The organism is Streptomyces sp. E-08, assembly GCF_049913095.1.
Lineage (GTDB): Bacteria > Actinomycetota > Actinomycetes > Streptomycetales > Streptomycetaceae > Streptomyces.
In genome coordinates, this window is the sequence record NZ_CP183971.1 from 6,457,279 (window position 1) to 6,473,073 (window position 15,795).

Here is a 15,795-nt window from a genome sequence, read left to right on the forward strand (position 1 = left end):
ACTGACGGTCCGGACGCCGGCGGGACTGACGGTCCGGACGCCGGCGTACGACGGTCCCGGACGCGCACGTACGACGGTCATGGACGCTCGCGTATGCGGATGCGACGCGGAACCATGTCTCCCGCACCCCTCCTGCTCTTGAATGAGGGCATGACAGAAAACAGGGGCGGAAAGAAGGGTGCCGGGCTGGTCCTCGGCGCGGCGACGGTGGCGACGGGACTGCTCGCGGGGGTGTGGTTCGCGTACGTCTGCTCGGTGATGCCGGCGCTGGCGCGCAGCGACGACCGGGTCTACGTCGAGGTGATGCGGAACATCAACGACGTGATCCAGAACCCGGTGTTCTTCACCCCGTTCTTCGGGGTGCCGATCCTCACCGCGGTCGCCGCCTGGCAGCACCGCGCCGGCCGGGCGCGGCTCTGGACGCTCGCCGGGTTCGTCCTCGGCATGGCGGTCCTCGTGGTCACCTCGGCGGTGAACGTCCCCCTCAACGACGCCCTCGCGGCGGCGAAGGACCCCGCCGCCGCCCGGGCCGCGTTCGAGGGCCCGTGGGTGGCGTGGAACATCGTCCGCGCGGTCCTGAGCACGGCGGGCCTGGTCTGCCTGCTCGGCGCCCTGTCCGTACGGAACCGGACCGCGGACTAGTCGCCCGCGAGGAACGGGGCGACGTACTCCGCGCCCCGGTCCCGCAGCAGCTCGTGCAGGGCCGCGAAGACCTCCGCGGAGCGGCGGCCCGGCCAGTCGTCCGGCAGGAGCTCCGCGGGGAGCACCGGGTCCGCGTAGGGGAGCCGGCGCCAGGAGTCCAGGGCGAGGAGATAGTCCCGGTAGGCGTCCTCGGCGCCCGCCGGGGCCGTCCGCCAGGCCCGCAGGACCGGCTCGTGGGCGGCGAGGAACTCCTCGTGGAGCCCGGCGATCGCCGGCAGGTCCCACCAGCGGGCCACCGCCCCGGCCGTCGCCGCGTAGCCCAGGTGGTCGCCGCGGAAGAGGTCCACGTACGGGGAGAGCTCCAGGCGCTCCAGGGCGTTCCGGGTCTCCTCGTACAGCCGGGCGGGCGCGATCCAGACGCCCGGCGCCGCCGTGCCGAAGCCGAGCCGGGCGAGCCGGGACCGCAGCAGGTGCCGCTTGTGCCGCTCGGCCTCGGGCACCGAGAACACGGCCAGGACCCAGCCCTCGGCCAGCTTCGGCTCCGTACGGGCGTAGATCCGGCGGTCGCCGTCGTCCAGGAGCCGGCGGGCGTCCTCCGAGAGGGCGTACCCGGCGGCGCCGGCCGCGGACCGGCCCGGCAGCAGCAGCCCGCGCCGCTTCAGCCGCGACACCGAGGAACGCACCGAGGGCGCGTCCACGCCGAGCACGCCGAGCAGCCGGATGAGCGCGGCCACCGGCACCGGCGACTCGTCGGGCGCACGGCCGTACGCGCCGTAGAGGGAGACGATCAGGGATCGGGGAGTGTGCTGCTCGGCCACGTGATCCACTTTAGGGGGTGGTGAGCACGTCATGCCGGGCCGCACCGTCCCGCCGGGTCACGCGGGGGCTCCCGGTGCCGCCGGGTCGCGCAGCCGGAAGCGCTGGAGCTTGCCCGTCGCGGTGCGCGGCAGCGCGTCGAGGAAGACGATCTCCCGGGGCGACTTGTACGGGGCGATGCGGGCGCGGACGAAGGCCCGCAGCGCGGCGGCGGTGCCCGCGTCGCGCGGCACCCCGTCCCGTACCACCGTGTACGCCACGACGACCTGGCCGCGCAGTTCGTCCGGGCGGCCCACCACCGCCGTCTCCACGACGTCGGGATGGTCCAGGAGCACCTCCTCGACCTGGGGCCCGGCGATGTTGTACCCGGCCGAGATGATCATGTCGTCGGCCCGTGAGACGTAGCGGAACCAGCCGTCGGGTTCGCGGACGTACGTGTCGCCCGTGACGTTCCAGCCGTTCCGGACGTACTCCTCCTGACGGGGGTCGGCCAGATAGCGGCAGCCCACCGGGCCGCGCACCGCGAGCAGCCCCTCCTCGCCGTCCGGGACGCCGTTGCCGTCGCGGTCGACGATCCTGGCCTGCCAGCCGGGCACCGGACGCCCCGTGGTGCCGGGGCGTATGTCGCCGTCGGCGGCGGAGATGAAGATGTGCAGCAGTTCGGTCGCCCCGATGCCGTTGATCAGGCGCAGGCCGGTCCGGGCGTACCAGGCCGTCCAGGTCGCCTCCGGCAGGTTCTCGCCGGCCGAGACGCAGCGGCGCAGCGAGGCCACCTCCGGGGCGGTGCCCTGGGTCAGCTCGTCGAGCATGACCCGGTAGGCCGTCGGGGCGGTGAAGAGCACCGACACCCGGTGCCGCTCGATCGCCGCGAGCAGCTGTTTGGGGCCGGCCTGTTCCAGGAGGACCGCGCTCGCCCCGGCCCGCAGGGGGAAGACGACGAGCCCGCCGAGGCCGAAGGTGAAGGCGAGCGGCGGCGAGCCGGCGAAGACGTCGTCGGGCAGCGGGCGCAGGACGCGCGCGGAGAAGGTGTCGGCGACCGCGAGGACGTCCCGGTGGAAGTGGACGCAGCCCTTGGGCCGCCCGGTCGTGCCGGAGGTGAAGGCGATCAGGGCCACGTCGTCGGCGGCGGTCGCCACCGCCTCGTACCGGCCGGGCCGGCGGTCGGCGAGGGCCAGCAGATCGTCCGGACCGTCCCCGCCGAAGGGGGTGATCCGGAGCCCGGGTATCCGGGCCGCGAGGAGCTCGTCGAGCACGTGGGCGTCGCAGAGGGCGTGGCTGCACCGGGCCGCCTCGGCCATGACGGCGAGCTCGGGGGCGCGCTGCTGGGCCAGGACGGTGACGGCGACGCCGCCGGCCTTCATCACGGCGAGCCAGCAGGCGGCGAGCCAGGGGGTGGTGGGGCCGCGCAGGAGGACCCGGTTGCCGGGCCGCACCCGCAGGTCGGTGGTGAGGACGTGGGCGATGCGGTCCACCCGGTCGCGGAGGTCCCCGTAGCTCCAGACCGTTCCCTCGCCGTCGTGGAAGGCGGGCCGGTCGGCGCCGAACCGTTGGATCGTGCGGTCGAGGAGTTCGGTGCCGCAGTTGAGCCGGTCGGGGTAGACGAGCTCGGGGAGGTCGAAGACGAGACGGGGCCACCGGTCGGGCGGGGGCAGTCCGTCACGGGCGAACGTGTCGAGATGGGCCGTGGGCGTCAGCTCCATGAGTCCGTCCCCCTGTCGTGGTGGGGTCGTCCGTCGCCCGACGAGCGTATCGTGTTGGTGACGACAGTCAACGGTCCGCGACAAGAGTGCGCTCGGGCCCTCGGACGGAGGTGGACGACAGCACGGCGACCGGGCCGCCGTACGGCCCGGGGGACACGAAGCCGCAGGACACCGGAGCCAGGGCGCCGGACCGCCCGGGAACCGGGACCACGGACGGCGCAGGGACGAAGACGCCCGAGGGCGTCAGAGAGGGCCCACATGCCCGCATTCTCGCTCGATCCGGCACAGACCACCTGGTGTGCGGAGCTCAGCGCGCTCGCCGCCGAACGGCTGAAGCCCCTCGCCGACCGGGGCGAACCCGGACGGGTGAACCGGCCCCTCGTCGCCGCCCTCGGCGACCTCGGCCTCCTCGCCCGCCTCTTCGAGGCCGGCGCCCTCGACCTGTGCCTGCTGCGCGAGTCCCTCGCCCGGACCTGCACCGAGGCCGAGACCGCCCTCGCGCTCCAGGGCCTCGGCACCCACCCCGTCGCCGCCTTCGGCACCCCCGCCCAGCGCGCCCGCTGGCTCCCCGAGGCCACCGCAGGACGCGCCGTCGCCGCCTTCGCCCTCTCCGAACCGGACGCCGGCTCCGACGCCGCCGCCCTCGCCCTCGAAGCCGTCCCCGACGGCCGCGGCGGCTGGCGCCTGCACGGCGAGAAACGCTGGATCTCCAACGCCCCCGAGGCCGACTTCGCCACCGTCTTCGCCCGCACCACCCGGGGCGCCGGAGCCCGCGGCGTCACCGCCTTCCTCGTCCCCGCCGACCGTCCGGGCCTCGGCGGAGAGCCCCTCGACATGCTCGCCCCGCACGCCCTCGGCACCCTGACCTTCGACGGCGTCCCCGTCGGCCCCGAGGACCTGCTCGGGGAGCCCGACCGGGGCTTCCGGGTCGCCATGAACACCCTCAACCTCTTCCGGCCCAGCGTCGGCGCCTTCGCCGTCGGCATGGCCCAGGCCGCCCTCGACGCGGCCCTCGCCCACACCGCCGACCGCCCCGCCTTCGGCGGCGTCCTCGCCGACCTCCAGGCCGTCTCGCACCGCGTCGCCGAGATGGCCACGCGCACCGAGGCCGCCCGCCTCCTCGTGTACGCGGCGGCCGTCGCGTACGACGAGGGCGACCCGGACGTCCCCCGGCGCTCCGCCATGGCCAAGCTCCTCGCCACCGAGACCGCGCAGTACGTGGTCGACGCCGCCGTCCAGCTGCACGGCGCCCTCGCCCTCCAGCGCGGCCACCTCCTGGAGCACCTCTACCGCGAGGTCCGCGCACCCCGGATCTACGAGGGCGCGACGGAGGTGCAGCGCACGATCATCGCGAAGGAGCTGTACGCGAAGACGGCGCGGGCCGAGAGCGCGCGGCCGGTGAAAGAGCCGACCGCGAAGGAGCCGACCGCCGAGGCGCAGCCCGTGAAGGAGGCGACCGCATGAGCCTGCACCGCCACAACCCCGCCGAACTCTCCCCGCCCACCGGCTTCTCCCACGCCGTCACCGCCACCGGCACCCGGCTCGTGTTCCTCGCGGGGCAGACCGCCCTCGACACCGAGGGAAAGGTCGTGGGGGAGGACCTCACCGAGCAGTTCACCACCGCCCTCGGCAACCTGCTCACCGCCCTGCGCCACGCCGGCGGCACCCCCGCCGACCTGGCCCGCGTTACCGTCTACACCACCGACGTCGCCGCATACCGTGAACACGCCCACGAACTGGGCCGGATCTGGCGCCGGTTGGCGGGCCGCGACTACCCGGCGATGGCCGTCATCGGAGTCGTACGGCTCTGGGACGAGCAGGCGCTGGTGGAACTCGACGGCTTCGCGGCCCTGGACTGAGGGCTCCTTGATCAACTGGTCACCCGACTAGGCCGGGCTTAGTGTCGAAAGGTGGACTGACCGGCCCACGGCTCACTCACCAGGCGAGGCCCGAGGCGCCCAATGAGTACACCCAAGCCGACGACACCGGCACAGACGGCCACTCCGAAGAAGGGCAGTGACGGCAAGGGCATAGCCCTGTTCGTGATCGCCTCCTGTCAGCTGATGGTCGTCCTCGACATCACGATCGTGAACATCGCGCTCCCGCACATCCAGAGCGCGTTGGACTTCTCCACGACCAGCCTGTCCTGGGTCGTCAACGCGTACACCCTCACCTTCGGCGGCCTGCTGCTCCTCGGCGGGCGCACCGGTGACATCCTGGGCCGGCGACGCGTCTTCATCTTCGGCGTGCTGCTCTTCGGACTGGCCTCGCTCTTCTGCGGACTCGCGCAGAGCGAGTGGCAACTCCTGGCGGCACGCTCGCTCCAGGGCGTCGGCGGCGCGATCGCATCGCCGACCTCGCTGTCCCTCATCACCACCACGTTCGACGAAGGCCCCGAACGCAACCGGGCCTTCGGCGTCTTCGCCGGCGTCTCGGCAGGCGGCGGCGCGATCGGCCTGGTGGCCGGAGGCATGCTCGTCCAGTGGCTGGACTGGCGCTGGATCTTCTTCGTGAACGTCCCGATCGCCATCGTGATCGCGGTCCTCACGCCGCGCCACGTCAAGGAGTCCGAGCGGCACCCCGGTCACTTCGACCTCGCCGGCGCGCTGACCTCGACGCTCGGCATGGTGGCGCTCGTGTACGGATTCATCCGGGCCGCGCAGGAGGGCTGGAGCGATCCCTACACGATCGGCTCGTTCGCCGCCGCGGTCGTCCTCCTGGCCACGTTCATCCTGATCGAACGGCGCTCGCAGCAACCCATCACGCCGCTGCACATGTTCGCCGACCGCAACCGCTCGGGCACCTACGTCATCATGCTCTGCCTGGCGGCGGCCATCTTCGGGATGTTCTTCTTCCTCACCCTGTTCGTGCAGCAGGTGCTGGGCTTCAGCCCCCTGATGACGGGGCTCGCGTTCCTGCCGGTCAGCGGGATCATCGCGGTCGGCGCCGGCCTCACGTCCAACCTGCTGCCCCGATACGGTCCGAAGCCCTTCATGGTGACCGGATCGGTGCTCGCCGCGCTCGGCCTGTCCTGGCTGACGCTCACCGATGTGAACTCCACCTACGCGGGCAGCATCCTCGGACCGATCCTCGTCTTCGGCATGGGCATGGGCCTGATGTTCGTCTCGCTGACCATCATGGCGCTGTCGAACGTCGAACCGCAGGAGTCCGGCGCCGCGTCCGGCCTGCTCAACGCCATGCAGCAGGTGGGCGGTTCGCTGGGCCTGTCGATCCTGGTGACCGTCTTCGGCACGGCCAGCCGCAACGAGGCGGACACCCAGGTGCCCGCCTTCCTCGCCCAGGCAGGCCCGCTGGAGAAGGCCCAGTTCGCCAGGACGGGCCAGCTCCCGCCTCCCTGGGGCGACCAGGTCCTCACCTCGGGTGTCTCGGCGGGCTTCGTCACCGCGGCGATCTTCGCCGTCGTCGGCGCCCTGGTCGCCCTGTTCGTGATCCAGGTCCGGGCGTCCGACCTCGAACGCCTCAAGGGCGGCGGCGTGATGCCCGGAGCCGGCTGAGCCCGCTGCCTATGTGTCGCAGGCGATCCCGTCGTGGTCGCGGTCGAGCCCGGAGCGGTAGCCGGGCTCGCCGCGACGGAGGGGCGCGACACCGGCCGCCTCGGCCTCGCCGCAGTTGGCGTAGTAGGCGCCGCCACCGCCGGAAACCGGTGTGCGCTCAGGAATGGGAGTGGGCGTGGGCGTGGGCGTCGGAGTCGGCTCGGGACGCAGCCGGGCGTACGGCTGCTCGGGGCAGGCGGCGTCGGGCGGGGCGAGCTTCAGGTAGACGGTCCCGTACTGCGGGTTCTCGATCTCCTTGCCGGGCTGGGGGTCCTGGAAACAGACCTTCCAGGGATCGGCGACGGCGGGCAGCGCCACATCGGAGTACACGCTCTCGGGCTCGACCTTCTTGAACCCGACCGGCTTCAGGGTCTCCCCGGCCCGCGCGAAGGTCATGCCGGTGACGGCGGGCATCTTCGGCCAGGGGATCTTGTCGCCGTCGGCGGCGGGGCAGGGCGCCTCGACGCGGACGACACCGAGATCGAGCGAGGGCCGCCCACCGTTCCGCTGCCCCGCAGAAGTCTGGAAGCACACCTTCCAGTTGCCGGCGTCCCACTGCCCGGCGTCCTGGTCCGAGGCGTCGTGCGACACGACGTCGAACCCGGCGGCGGAGGCGGCCCCCTTGGCCTCCTTGAGGCTCTTCCCCACGAGCACGGGAGGCCCGGAGGGCGAGGGGGACGCGGAGGGAGAGACGCTCGCACTGACCTCCGGCGCCCGCGCGTCGTCCCGCACCACCGGCTTCTCCTCCGGTGAACCCCCGCCGAGGAAGGGCAGCACGAACCAGACGGCGGCGAGCACGCTGGCGAGGATCTTCCGATTCCGGTCCCAGAGACTCACCCAGGCGAGCGCGATCCCGACGGGCGGCAACAGGACCAACGCCCCGACGACCACCCCCGGATGCTGCCACCACCGCCGAACGACGGGCCGGGGAGGCAACGGGGGCGGGGGCGGGGCAAAGGTGTACGAGTCCACGCCGGGATCGTAGACACCCCGGGACCCCCACAACCCCCAATTACCCGGATCGAGACCCGCGCACCCGCCCCGGAGGGACGAACCCCCGGGACGCGCGCCGGTCGGTCTCGTGCGCCGGGGTCTCAGATGTCCCGGAAGATCTCGATCTGGGCGCCGATCGAGTTCAGGCGTTCCGCCAGGTCCTCGTAACCCCGGTTGATGACGTACACGTTCCGGAGGACCGACGTGCCCTCGGCCGCCATCATCGCGAGGAGGACGACGACCGCCGGGCGCAGGGCCGGCGGGCACATCATCTCGGCGGCGCGCCAGCGGGTCGGGCCCTCCACCAGGACGCGGTGGGGGTCGAGGAGCTGGAGGCGGCCGCCGAGGCGGTTGAGGTCGGTGAGGTAGATGGCGCGGTTGTCGTAGACCCAGTCGTGGATGAGGGTCTTGCCCTGGGCCGTCGCCGCGATCGCCGCGAAGAACGGGACGTTGTCGATGTTCAGGCCGGGGAACGGCATCGGGTGGATCTTGTCGATCGGCGCCTCCAGCTTGGAGGGGCGGACCGTCAGGTCGACCAGGCGCGTACGGCCGTTGTCCGCGGCGTATTCCGCCGAGCGGTCGTGGTCGAGGCCCATCTCCTCCAGGACCGCGAGCTCGATCTCCATGAACTCGATCGGGACCCGGCGGATCGTCAGTTCCGACTCCGTCACCACCGCGGCCGCGACCAGGCTCATCGCCTCGACCGGGTCCTCGGAGGGGGAGTAGTCGACGTCCACGTCGATCTGCGGCACGCCGTGCACGGTCAGGGTGGTGGTGCCGATGCCGTCGACCCGGACGCCGAGGGCCTCCAGGAAGAAGCACAGGTCCTGGACCATGTAGTTGGAGGAGGCGTTGCGGATGACGGTCACGCCGTCGTGCCGGGCGGCGGCGAGCAGCGCGTTCTCGGTGACCGTGTCCCCGCGCTCGGTCAGGACGATCGGGCGGTCGGGGGAGACGGAGCTCTCGACCTGGGCGTGGTAGATGCCCTCGGTGGCCGTGACCTCCAGGCCGAAGCGGCGCAGCGCGATCATGTGCGGCTCGATCGTGCGCGTACCGAGGTCGCAGCCGCCGGCGTACGGCAGCTTGAAGCGGTCCATGCGGTGGAGCAGCGGGCCGAGGAACATGATGATGGAGCGGGTGCGGATCGCGGCCTCGGCGTCGATGGACTCCATGTCGAGCTCGGCCGGCGGCACGATCTCCAGGTCCACTCCGTCGTTGATCCAGCGGGTGCGGACGCCGATGGAGCCCAGGACCTCCAGGAGCCGGAAGACCTCCTCGATGCGGGCGACCCGGCGCAGGACCGTGCGGCCCTTGTTGAGGAGCGAGGCGCAGAGCAGCGCGACACAGGCGTTCTTGCTCGTCTTGACGTCGATGGCGCCGGAGAGGCGCCGGCGGCCGACGACCCGGAGGTGCATGGGGCCGGAGTAGCCGAGTGAGACGATCTCGCTGTCGAGGGCCTCGCCGATCCGGGCGATCATCTCAAGGCTGATGTTCTGGTTGCCGCGCTCGATCCGGTTGACGGCGCTCTGGCTCGTGGCCAGCGCTTCGGCGAGCTGCGTCTGCGTCCAGCCGCGGTGCTGCCGGGCGTCACGGATGAGCTTGCCGATGCGTACGAGGTAGTCGTCTGCCATGGCGTCACGTTATCTCAGATATGAGATGTGACGTGTCATCGGGGTAGGCCGTCAGGGTGAGTCGCCGCCGAGCGCGGTCGGGTGATGCGGTTCGTACAGGGGGAGTTCGGTGCCGCTCGGCAGCCGTACGGCGGCAAGCAGGCCCCAGCGCTCCTCGGTGATGGCCCGTGAGATCTGGGCGCCCCTCTTGTCCAGGGTTGTCAGTGTCTGGGCGAGGTCGTCGCACATGAGGTACACCTCGGACCTCGGCTCGTGCGTCGTCGGGTGCACCGCGATCTCGGCCGGTGGCAGTTTGAAGATGAGCCAGCCGTGTCCGGCGTCCACGTGCTCGAAGCCGACGACGTCCTTGAGGAAGGCCCGGTCGGCCTCCGCGTCCCGGGAGTAGAGGATCACATGCGCGCCGCTGAACATGGCTCGATCGTCGGCCGGGGGGCCCGGTGCGGCAATCGGGGGCGTCCGTTCGGGGCGGCCCGGGGCGGGTAGGCGGGGCGGGCGGGGCGCGGATCACTTGATCCGCGCCATGCCAGGCATGACCGCGCGGCGGTGATGTACTAGAGTTATCTCGACATCGAGATATCTGCCGAGGCGCACCGCTGCCGCCACCCCGGTAAGGGTTACCTAACTTAGCCTTACCTTAGCGGATCCGCGACGTGTACGTGGCGGCAGGATGTGGTGAAACGCGCACATATATGAAGGAGACTGTCGTGTCGGCGAACAGCTTCGACGCCCGCAGCACGCTGCGCGTGGGCGACGAGTCGTACGAGATCTTCAAGCTGGACAAGGTCGAGGGCTCCGCGCGCCTCCCTTACAGCCTGAAGGTCCTCCTGGAGAACCTGCTCCGTACCGAGGACGGCGCGAACATCACCGCCGACCACATCCGGGCCCTCGGCAACTGGGACTCGCAGGCGCAGCCGAGCCAGGAGATCCAGTTCACGCCCGCCCGCGTGATCATGCAGGACTTCACCGGTGTGCCCTGCGTCGTCGACCTCGCCACCATGCGTGAGGCCGTCGCCGCGCTCGGCGGCGACCCGGCGAAGATCAACCCGCTGTCCCCGGCCGAGATGGTCATCGACCACTCCGTCATCGCCGACAAGTTCGGCACGAACGACGCCTTCGCGCAGAACGTCGAGCTGGAGTACGGCCGCAACAAGGAGCGCTACCAGTTCCTGCGCTGGGGCCAGACCGCGTTCGACGACTTCAAGGTCGTCCCGCCGGGCACCGGCATCGTCCACCAGGTGAACATCGAGCACCTGGCCCGCACCGTCATGGTCCGCAACGGCCAGGCGTACCCCGACACGCTCGTCGGCACCGACTCCCACACCACCATGGTCAACGGCCTCGGTGTGCTCGGCTGGGGCGTCGGCGGCATCGAGGCCGAGGCCGCGATGCTCGGCCAGCCGGTCTCCATGCTCATCCCGCGCGTCGTCGGCTTCAAGCTGACCGGCGAGCTGCCGGCCGGCACCACCGCCACCGACCTGGTGCTGACCATCACCGAGATGCTGCGCAAGCACGGTGTCGTCGGCAAGTTCGTCGAGTTCTACGGTGAGGGCGTCGCCGCCACCTCCCTCGCGAACCGCGCCACCATCGGCAACATGTCGCCGGAGTTCGGCTCCACCGCCGCGGTCTTCCCGATCGACGGCGAGACCCTGAACTACCTCAAGCTCACCGGCCGCTCCGAGCAGCAGGTCGCGCTCGTCGAGGCGTACGCCAAGGAGCAGGGCCTCTGGCTCGACCCGGCCGCCGAGCCCGACTTCTCCGAGAAGCTGGAGCTCGACCTCTCCACGGTCGTCCCGTCGATCGCCGGCCCGAAGCGCCCGCAGGACCGCATCGTCCTCGCGAACGCCGCCGCGCAGTTCGCCCAGGACGTCCGCAACTACGTCGACGAGGTCGACGAGGCGGGCAAGGAGTCCTTCCCGGCCTCCGACGCCCCGGCGAACCACCCCAACGGCGCTCCGTCGAAGCCGGTCCAGGTGACCGCCCCCGACGGCTCGACCTACGAGATCGACCACGGCGCCGTCACCGTCGCCGCGATCACCTCCTGCACCAACACGTCGAACCCGTACGTGATGGTCGCCGCCGCGCTCGTCGCGAAGAAGGCCGTCGAGAAGGGCCTGACCCGCAAGCCGTGGGTCAAGACCACCCTCGCCCCGGGCTCGAAGGTCGTCACCGACTACTTCGACAAGGCGGGTCTCACCCCGTACCTCGACAAGGTCGGCTTCAACCTCGTCGGCTACGGCTGCACCACCTGCATCGGCAACTCCGGCCCGCTGCCGGAGGAGGTCTCCAAGGCCGTCAACGAGCACGACCTGGCCGTGACCTCGGTGCTCTCGGGCAACCGCAACTTCGAGGGTCGCATCAACCCCGACGTCAAGATGAACTACCTGGCCTCCCCGCCGCTGGTCGTCGCGTACGCCATCGCGGGCTCCATGAAGGTGGACATCACCAAGGACGCCCTCGGCGTCGACCAGGACGGCAAGCCCGTCTACCTGGCCGACATCTGGCCGTCGGAGGCCGAGGTCAACGACGTCGTCGCCAACGCCATCGGCGAGGACATGTTCAACAAGTCCTACCAGGACGTCTTCGCGGGCGACGCCCAGTGGCAGGCGCTGGAGATCCCGACCGGCAACACGTTCGAGTGGGACGCCGAGTCCACCTACGTCCGGAAGCCCCCGTACTTCGAGGGCATGACGATGGAGACCTCCCCGGTCACCGACATCACGGGCGCCCGCGTCCTGGCCAAGCTGGGCGACTCGGTCACCACCGACCACATCTCCCCGGCCGGTGCGATCAAGGCCGACACCCCGGCCGGCAAGTACCTCACCGAGCACGGTGTGGAGCGTCGTGACTTCAACTCCTACGGCTCGCGCCGAGGCAACCACGAGGTCATGATCCGCGGCACCTTCGCCAACATCCGCCTGCGCAACCAGATCGCGCCGGGCACCGAGGGCGGCTTCACCCGCGACTTCACCGTCGAGGGCGGACCGGTGTCGTTCATCTACGACGCCTCGCAGAACTACCAGGCCGCCGGCACCCCGCTGGTCATCCTGGGCGGCAAGGAGTACGGCTCCGGCTCGTCCCGCGACTGGGCCGCCAAGGGCACCGCGCTCCTCGGCGTCAAGGCCGTCATCACCGAGTCGTACGAGCGCATCCACCGCTCGAACCTCATCGGCATGGGCGTCCTCCCGCTCCAGTTCCCGGCCGGCCAGTCGGCCGACTCGCTCGGCCTGACCGGCGAGGAGACCTTCTCCATCGCGGGCGTCACGGAGCTGAACGAGGGCACCACGCCGAGCACGGTCAAGGTCACCACCGACACCGGTGTCGAGTTCGACGCGGTCGTCCGCATCGACACCCCCGGTGAGGCGGACTACTACCGCAACGGCGGCATCATGCAGTACGTGCTCCGCAACCTGATCCGCGGCTGACACCGGATCCGGTAGACGGCAAAGGGCCCCGCTCCTCGGAAGAGGAGCGGGGCCCTTTCGTTCGTCACACGCCCCGTCTCACGACGGGGGGCGGGATCAGAACAGGAGGCGGTAGGAGTTCCAGCCGCTGGTGCCGATCTTCACCTTCGGCTTGAACGGCGTGTTGCCGTTCGCGGTGCCCTTGTACAGCCACAGGGCACCGGCGCCGTCGCGGGCGATCAGGTCCGAGATGCCGTCGATGTCGATGTCACCGACCGAGACCAGGTTGTTGAAGGCGCCCCAGCCGCCGCCGATCTTGGTGCGGCCGGCGAACGGCTTCTTGTAGTCGCCGGTGCCGCGGTACAGCCACAGGTTGCCGCTGCCGTCGCGGGCGACGATGTCGTCCTTGCCGTCGCCGCTCAGGTCGCCCTTGCCGGCGATCTGGTTGTAGGCGCCCCAGCCCGTGCCGACCCGGTAGCGGGTGGTGAGCTTGCCGTTGCCGTAGCCCAGGTACAGCCACAGCACGCCGTAGCTGTCACGGGCGAGCAGGTCGTCGGCGGTGCCGCCGCCCAGCTGGCCCGCGGACAGGACCTTGTTGTAGATGCTCCAGCCGGTGCCGATCGAGACCGGGGCGGAGCCGAACTTCAGGTACGACAGACGGCCGGCGGTGACGTCCCAGACGCCGTCCGAGGAGCCGTCGTTGTTGTTGTCGACCTGGGTGATGAACTTCGCGTTCCGCCAGCCGGAGCCGGAGTAGATGCGGGAGTCCAGGCCACCCTGGCCGCTCGGCGGGTAGCCGTAGAGGTAGCCGCCGCTGTCGACGCCGTAGAGGGCGTTCACCTGGGCGTCGGTGGTGGAGGAGGCCGCGAAGGCGCTCGCGTTCGACGCGGGCTTCGTGACGGCGGTCGCGGTCCGCGTCTGCGGGGCGTCGGCGGCGACGGCGACCGTCGTGGTGCCGACGAGGGCGGCCGTGATCGCGGCGACCGTGACACGGGACAGGATGCCCGTGCGGTTCAGGCCAGAAGAGTTGGCCACGTAGTACTCCAGATCCGTTCGGAATATGGCAGGTCCCACCGCGCGCTCGTGCCGGAGGCAGGGGCGGCGGGATCTCTATGATCCAGGATCCTTCTCACGAGATCTTCACCGGGCAACTGGTTTGTGACACAACTGTTTCGATGTCGAGCATTTGTCCCCTTTGTGTCTTCTTTCCCGCAACTGTCGCGCGCCTCCGCGGCGCGCCCGTGCGATGGGGTCGCGTTGACGTCCTGTCAAGGGTGTTGCGTGGCGAATGGTTGGACGAAACGCCGCAGAACCAGCGTGCTTATCCCGGAGGTCTCAACTCGGGAAAGATGGGCGTGCAAACCTGGTTTCGATCTTGCTCCCGTGAAGGGAAGTGGACTATACCTGTCGGCGTCCAGCCAGTCGGAGCAATGCGACGACGGCCCGACGCATGCACGACCCGGCTGCAAATGACCGCGGTGGCGGGGCCCTTCGCCTGTGGCGAGTGAGAAACGGGCGACCGGTACACCGCCTGAGTCCTGAATGAAGGCGAGGACTTGAGCATGGGATCCACCTCCGCACACAACGGTGAGGGCCTCGGCCGTCGCGATCTGATCAAGCGTTCCGCCGCTATCGGTCTGATCTCCGTACCGACGATGAGCTTCCTGTCCGCCTGTGCGAGCAGCGGTGACGGTGGCAACGAGAAGGTCGAAAAGGGCACGAAGTCCGACAAGAACCCGCTCGGGGTGAATGAGTCGGCCCCGATGGAGTTCGTCCTCTTCGACGGCGGATTCGGACAGCAGTACGCCAAGGACGCGATCAAGGTCTACGAGACCAATTACCCGAAGGCGGCGGTCAAGTTCACGCCGACCCAGAAGATCACCACCACGCTGCAGCCCCGGTTCAACGGCGGCACCCCGCCGGACCTCATCGACAACTCCGGCGCCGAGCAGATGGACATGGGTGTCCTCGTCGGCCAGAAGCAGCTGGCGGACCTCACCCCGCTCCTGGACGCGCCGTCCATCGACGACCCGAGCAAGAAGGTCCGCGACACCCTGCGGCCCGGCATCGTCGAGATGGGCCAGTTCGAGGGCGACCCGGTGTGGATCATGTACTACGCGTACACGGTCTACGGCGTCTGGTACTCGCAGAAGCTGCTCGACTCCCTCGACGCCAAGTACCCCGAGACCTGGGACGAGATGCTGGCCGTCTGCGAGAAGGCCAAGAAGAAGGGCATCGCGGGCTGGACGTACGCCGGCAAGTACCCGTACTACGTCCCCTTCTCGCTCTACCCGATGATCGGCAAGGTCGGCGGCCGCGAGGTCCTCGACGCGATCGACAACCTGGAGCCGAAGGCCTGGGAGCACCCCGCGGTCAAGGCGTGTTTCGAGGCGTACTACGAGCTGGTCAAGAAGGGGTACATCCTCAAGGGCACCCCCGGCCTCGACCACATCCAGTCGCAGACCGCCTGGACCGAGGGCAAGGCGCTGTTCATCCCGAACGGCTCCTGGGTCGAGAACGAGGCCGCGAAGACCATGCCGGCCGACTTCGACCTGGCGGTCTCCGCCCCGACCGGCATCGACTCCTCCGACAAGATGCCCTTCGGCACCATCTGGGCCTCCGGCGGTGAGCCCTTCATCGTCCCGGCGAAGGCGAAGAACCCGGAGGGCGGCCTGGAGCAGCTGCGCATCATGCTCAGCGAGGCCTCCTCCAAGAACTTCACCCAGTCCGTGAAGTCCCTCACCGCCTTCAACGGCGGCACCGACGGCATCGAGCTGACCCCGGGCCTCAAGTCCGGTGTCGCCGCCCTGGAGAAGGCGGGCCAGAACGTCGTCAACCCGCGCCTCCAGGACTGGTACGTCGCCCTCCAGAAGGAGAAGATCGGCGTCGCCGGCCTCGGCGAGATGATGGCGGGCCGCGCGACCCCGGCCGAGACGATCAAGAAGATCCAGAAGTACGCCGACGAGGCCGCCAAGGACTCGAGCATCAAGCACTACAAGCACTGACGCACAGTGCCGGGGCCCCTTCCCGCCGACCGGGAGCGGGCCCCGGCTCCTTC

Annotated in this window: 12 protein-coding genes; 6 read left to right on the plus strand and 6 right to left on the minus strand. The window is 70.4% G+C overall.

Annotation, left to right across the window (positions count from 1 at the left end; all coding sequences use genetic code 11):
- Positions 1–150 precede the first annotated feature (150 nt).
- The gene (locus ACN9MM_RS29705) at positions 151–642 is read left to right on the plus strand and encodes a DUF1772 domain-containing protein (RefSeq protein WP_426366789.1); all 492 of its coding nucleotides are present in this window, start codon (positions 151–153) and stop codon (positions 640–642) included.
- Here ACN9MM_RS29705 and ACN9MM_RS29710 read toward each other — a convergent pair.
- Together ACN9MM_RS29710 and ACN9MM_RS29715 are read right to left on the minus strand one after the other, a co-directional pair.
- Positions 639–1,460: a PaaX family transcriptional regulator C-terminal domain-containing protein gene (locus tag ACN9MM_RS29710; protein WP_426366790.1), complete on the minus strand. Its 822-nt coding sequence runs from the start codon at positions 1,458–1,460 to the stop codon at positions 639–641. The two genes, ACN9MM_RS29705 and ACN9MM_RS29710, sit on opposite strands and share 4 nt — an antisense overlap.
- A gap of 57 nt (positions 1,461–1,517) precedes the next feature.
- Positions 1,518–3,158 carry an AMP-binding protein gene (locus tag ACN9MM_RS29715; protein WP_426366791.1) on the minus strand — a complete coding sequence of 547 codons (1,641 nt, stop codon included), beginning with the start codon at positions 3,156–3,158 and terminating at the stop codon, positions 1,518–1,520.
- Between the two features lie 258 nt (positions 3,159–3,416).
- On the opposite strand from ACN9MM_RS29715, the gene ACN9MM_RS29720 reads away from it, so the two are divergent.
- The 3 genes from ACN9MM_RS29720 to ACN9MM_RS29730 all read left to right on the plus strand — a co-directional run bounded on the left by ACN9MM_RS29720 (position 3,417) and on the right by ACN9MM_RS29730 (position 6,673).
- On the plus strand, positions 3,417–4,622 hold the full coding sequence (locus tag ACN9MM_RS29720; RefSeq protein ID WP_426366792.1) for an acyl-CoA dehydrogenase family protein: 1,206 nt from the start codon (positions 3,417–3,419) through the stop codon (positions 4,620–4,622).
- Positions 4,619–5,017, plus strand: a complete 399-nt coding sequence (locus tag ACN9MM_RS29725; RefSeq protein WP_426366793.1) for a RidA family protein — start codon at positions 4,619–4,621, stop codon at positions 5,015–5,017. Before ACN9MM_RS29720 ends, ACN9MM_RS29725 begins: the two co-directional genes overlap by 4 nt.
- Before the next feature lie 102 nt (positions 5,018–5,119).
- On the plus strand, positions 5,120–6,673 hold the full coding sequence (locus tag ACN9MM_RS29730) for an MFS transporter (RefSeq protein ID WP_426366794.1): 1,554 nt from the start codon (positions 5,120–5,122) through the stop codon (positions 6,671–6,673).
- A 9-nt stretch (positions 6,674–6,682) separates the two neighbouring features.
- Here ACN9MM_RS29730 and ACN9MM_RS29735 read toward each other — a convergent pair whose 3' ends face one another.
- The 3 genes from ACN9MM_RS29735 to ACN9MM_RS29745 form a co-directional block, all read right to left on the minus strand.
- Entirely contained in the window at positions 6,683–7,603 is a 921-nt protein-coding gene (locus ACN9MM_RS29735; protein ID WP_426366795.1) for an excalibur calcium-binding domain-containing protein, read from the minus strand.
- Between the two features lie 203 nt (positions 7,604–7,806).
- Positions 7,807–9,336 carry a helix-turn-helix domain-containing protein gene (locus ACN9MM_RS29740; protein ID WP_382863328.1) on the minus strand — a complete coding sequence of 510 codons (1,530 nt, stop codon included), beginning with the start codon at positions 9,334–9,336 and terminating at the stop codon, positions 7,807–7,809.
- Between the two features lie 51 nt (positions 9,337–9,387).
- Positions 9,388–9,747, minus strand: coding sequence for a VOC family protein (locus ACN9MM_RS29745; protein ID WP_426366796.1), 360 nt, complete (start codon positions 9,745–9,747; stop codon positions 9,388–9,390).
- A 293-nt stretch (positions 9,748–10,040) separates the two neighbouring features.
- On the opposite strand from ACN9MM_RS29745, the gene acnA reads away from it, so the two are divergent.
- Positions 10,041–12,758, plus strand: a complete 2,718-nt coding sequence (acnA, locus tag ACN9MM_RS29750) for an aconitate hydratase AcnA (RefSeq protein ID WP_426366797.1) — start codon at positions 10,041–10,043, stop codon at positions 12,756–12,758.
- Positions 12,759–12,854: 96 nt separating this feature from the next.
- Here acnA and ACN9MM_RS29755 read toward each other — a convergent pair whose 3' ends face one another.
- Positions 12,855–13,772 (minus strand): FG-GAP repeat domain-containing protein, encoded by a 918-nt coding sequence (locus tag ACN9MM_RS29755; protein WP_426366798.1) that lies wholly within the window; start codon positions 13,770–13,772, stop codon positions 12,855–12,857.
- A 527-nt stretch (positions 13,773–14,299) separates the two neighbouring features.
- Here ACN9MM_RS29755 and ngcE point away from each other — a divergent pair.
- Positions 14,300–15,742, plus strand: coding sequence for an N-acetylglucosamine/diacetylchitobiose ABC transporter substrate-binding protein (ngcE, locus tag ACN9MM_RS29760; protein WP_426366799.1), 1,443 nt, complete (start codon positions 14,300–14,302; stop codon positions 15,740–15,742).
- Positions 15,743–15,795 lie beyond the last annotated feature (53 nt).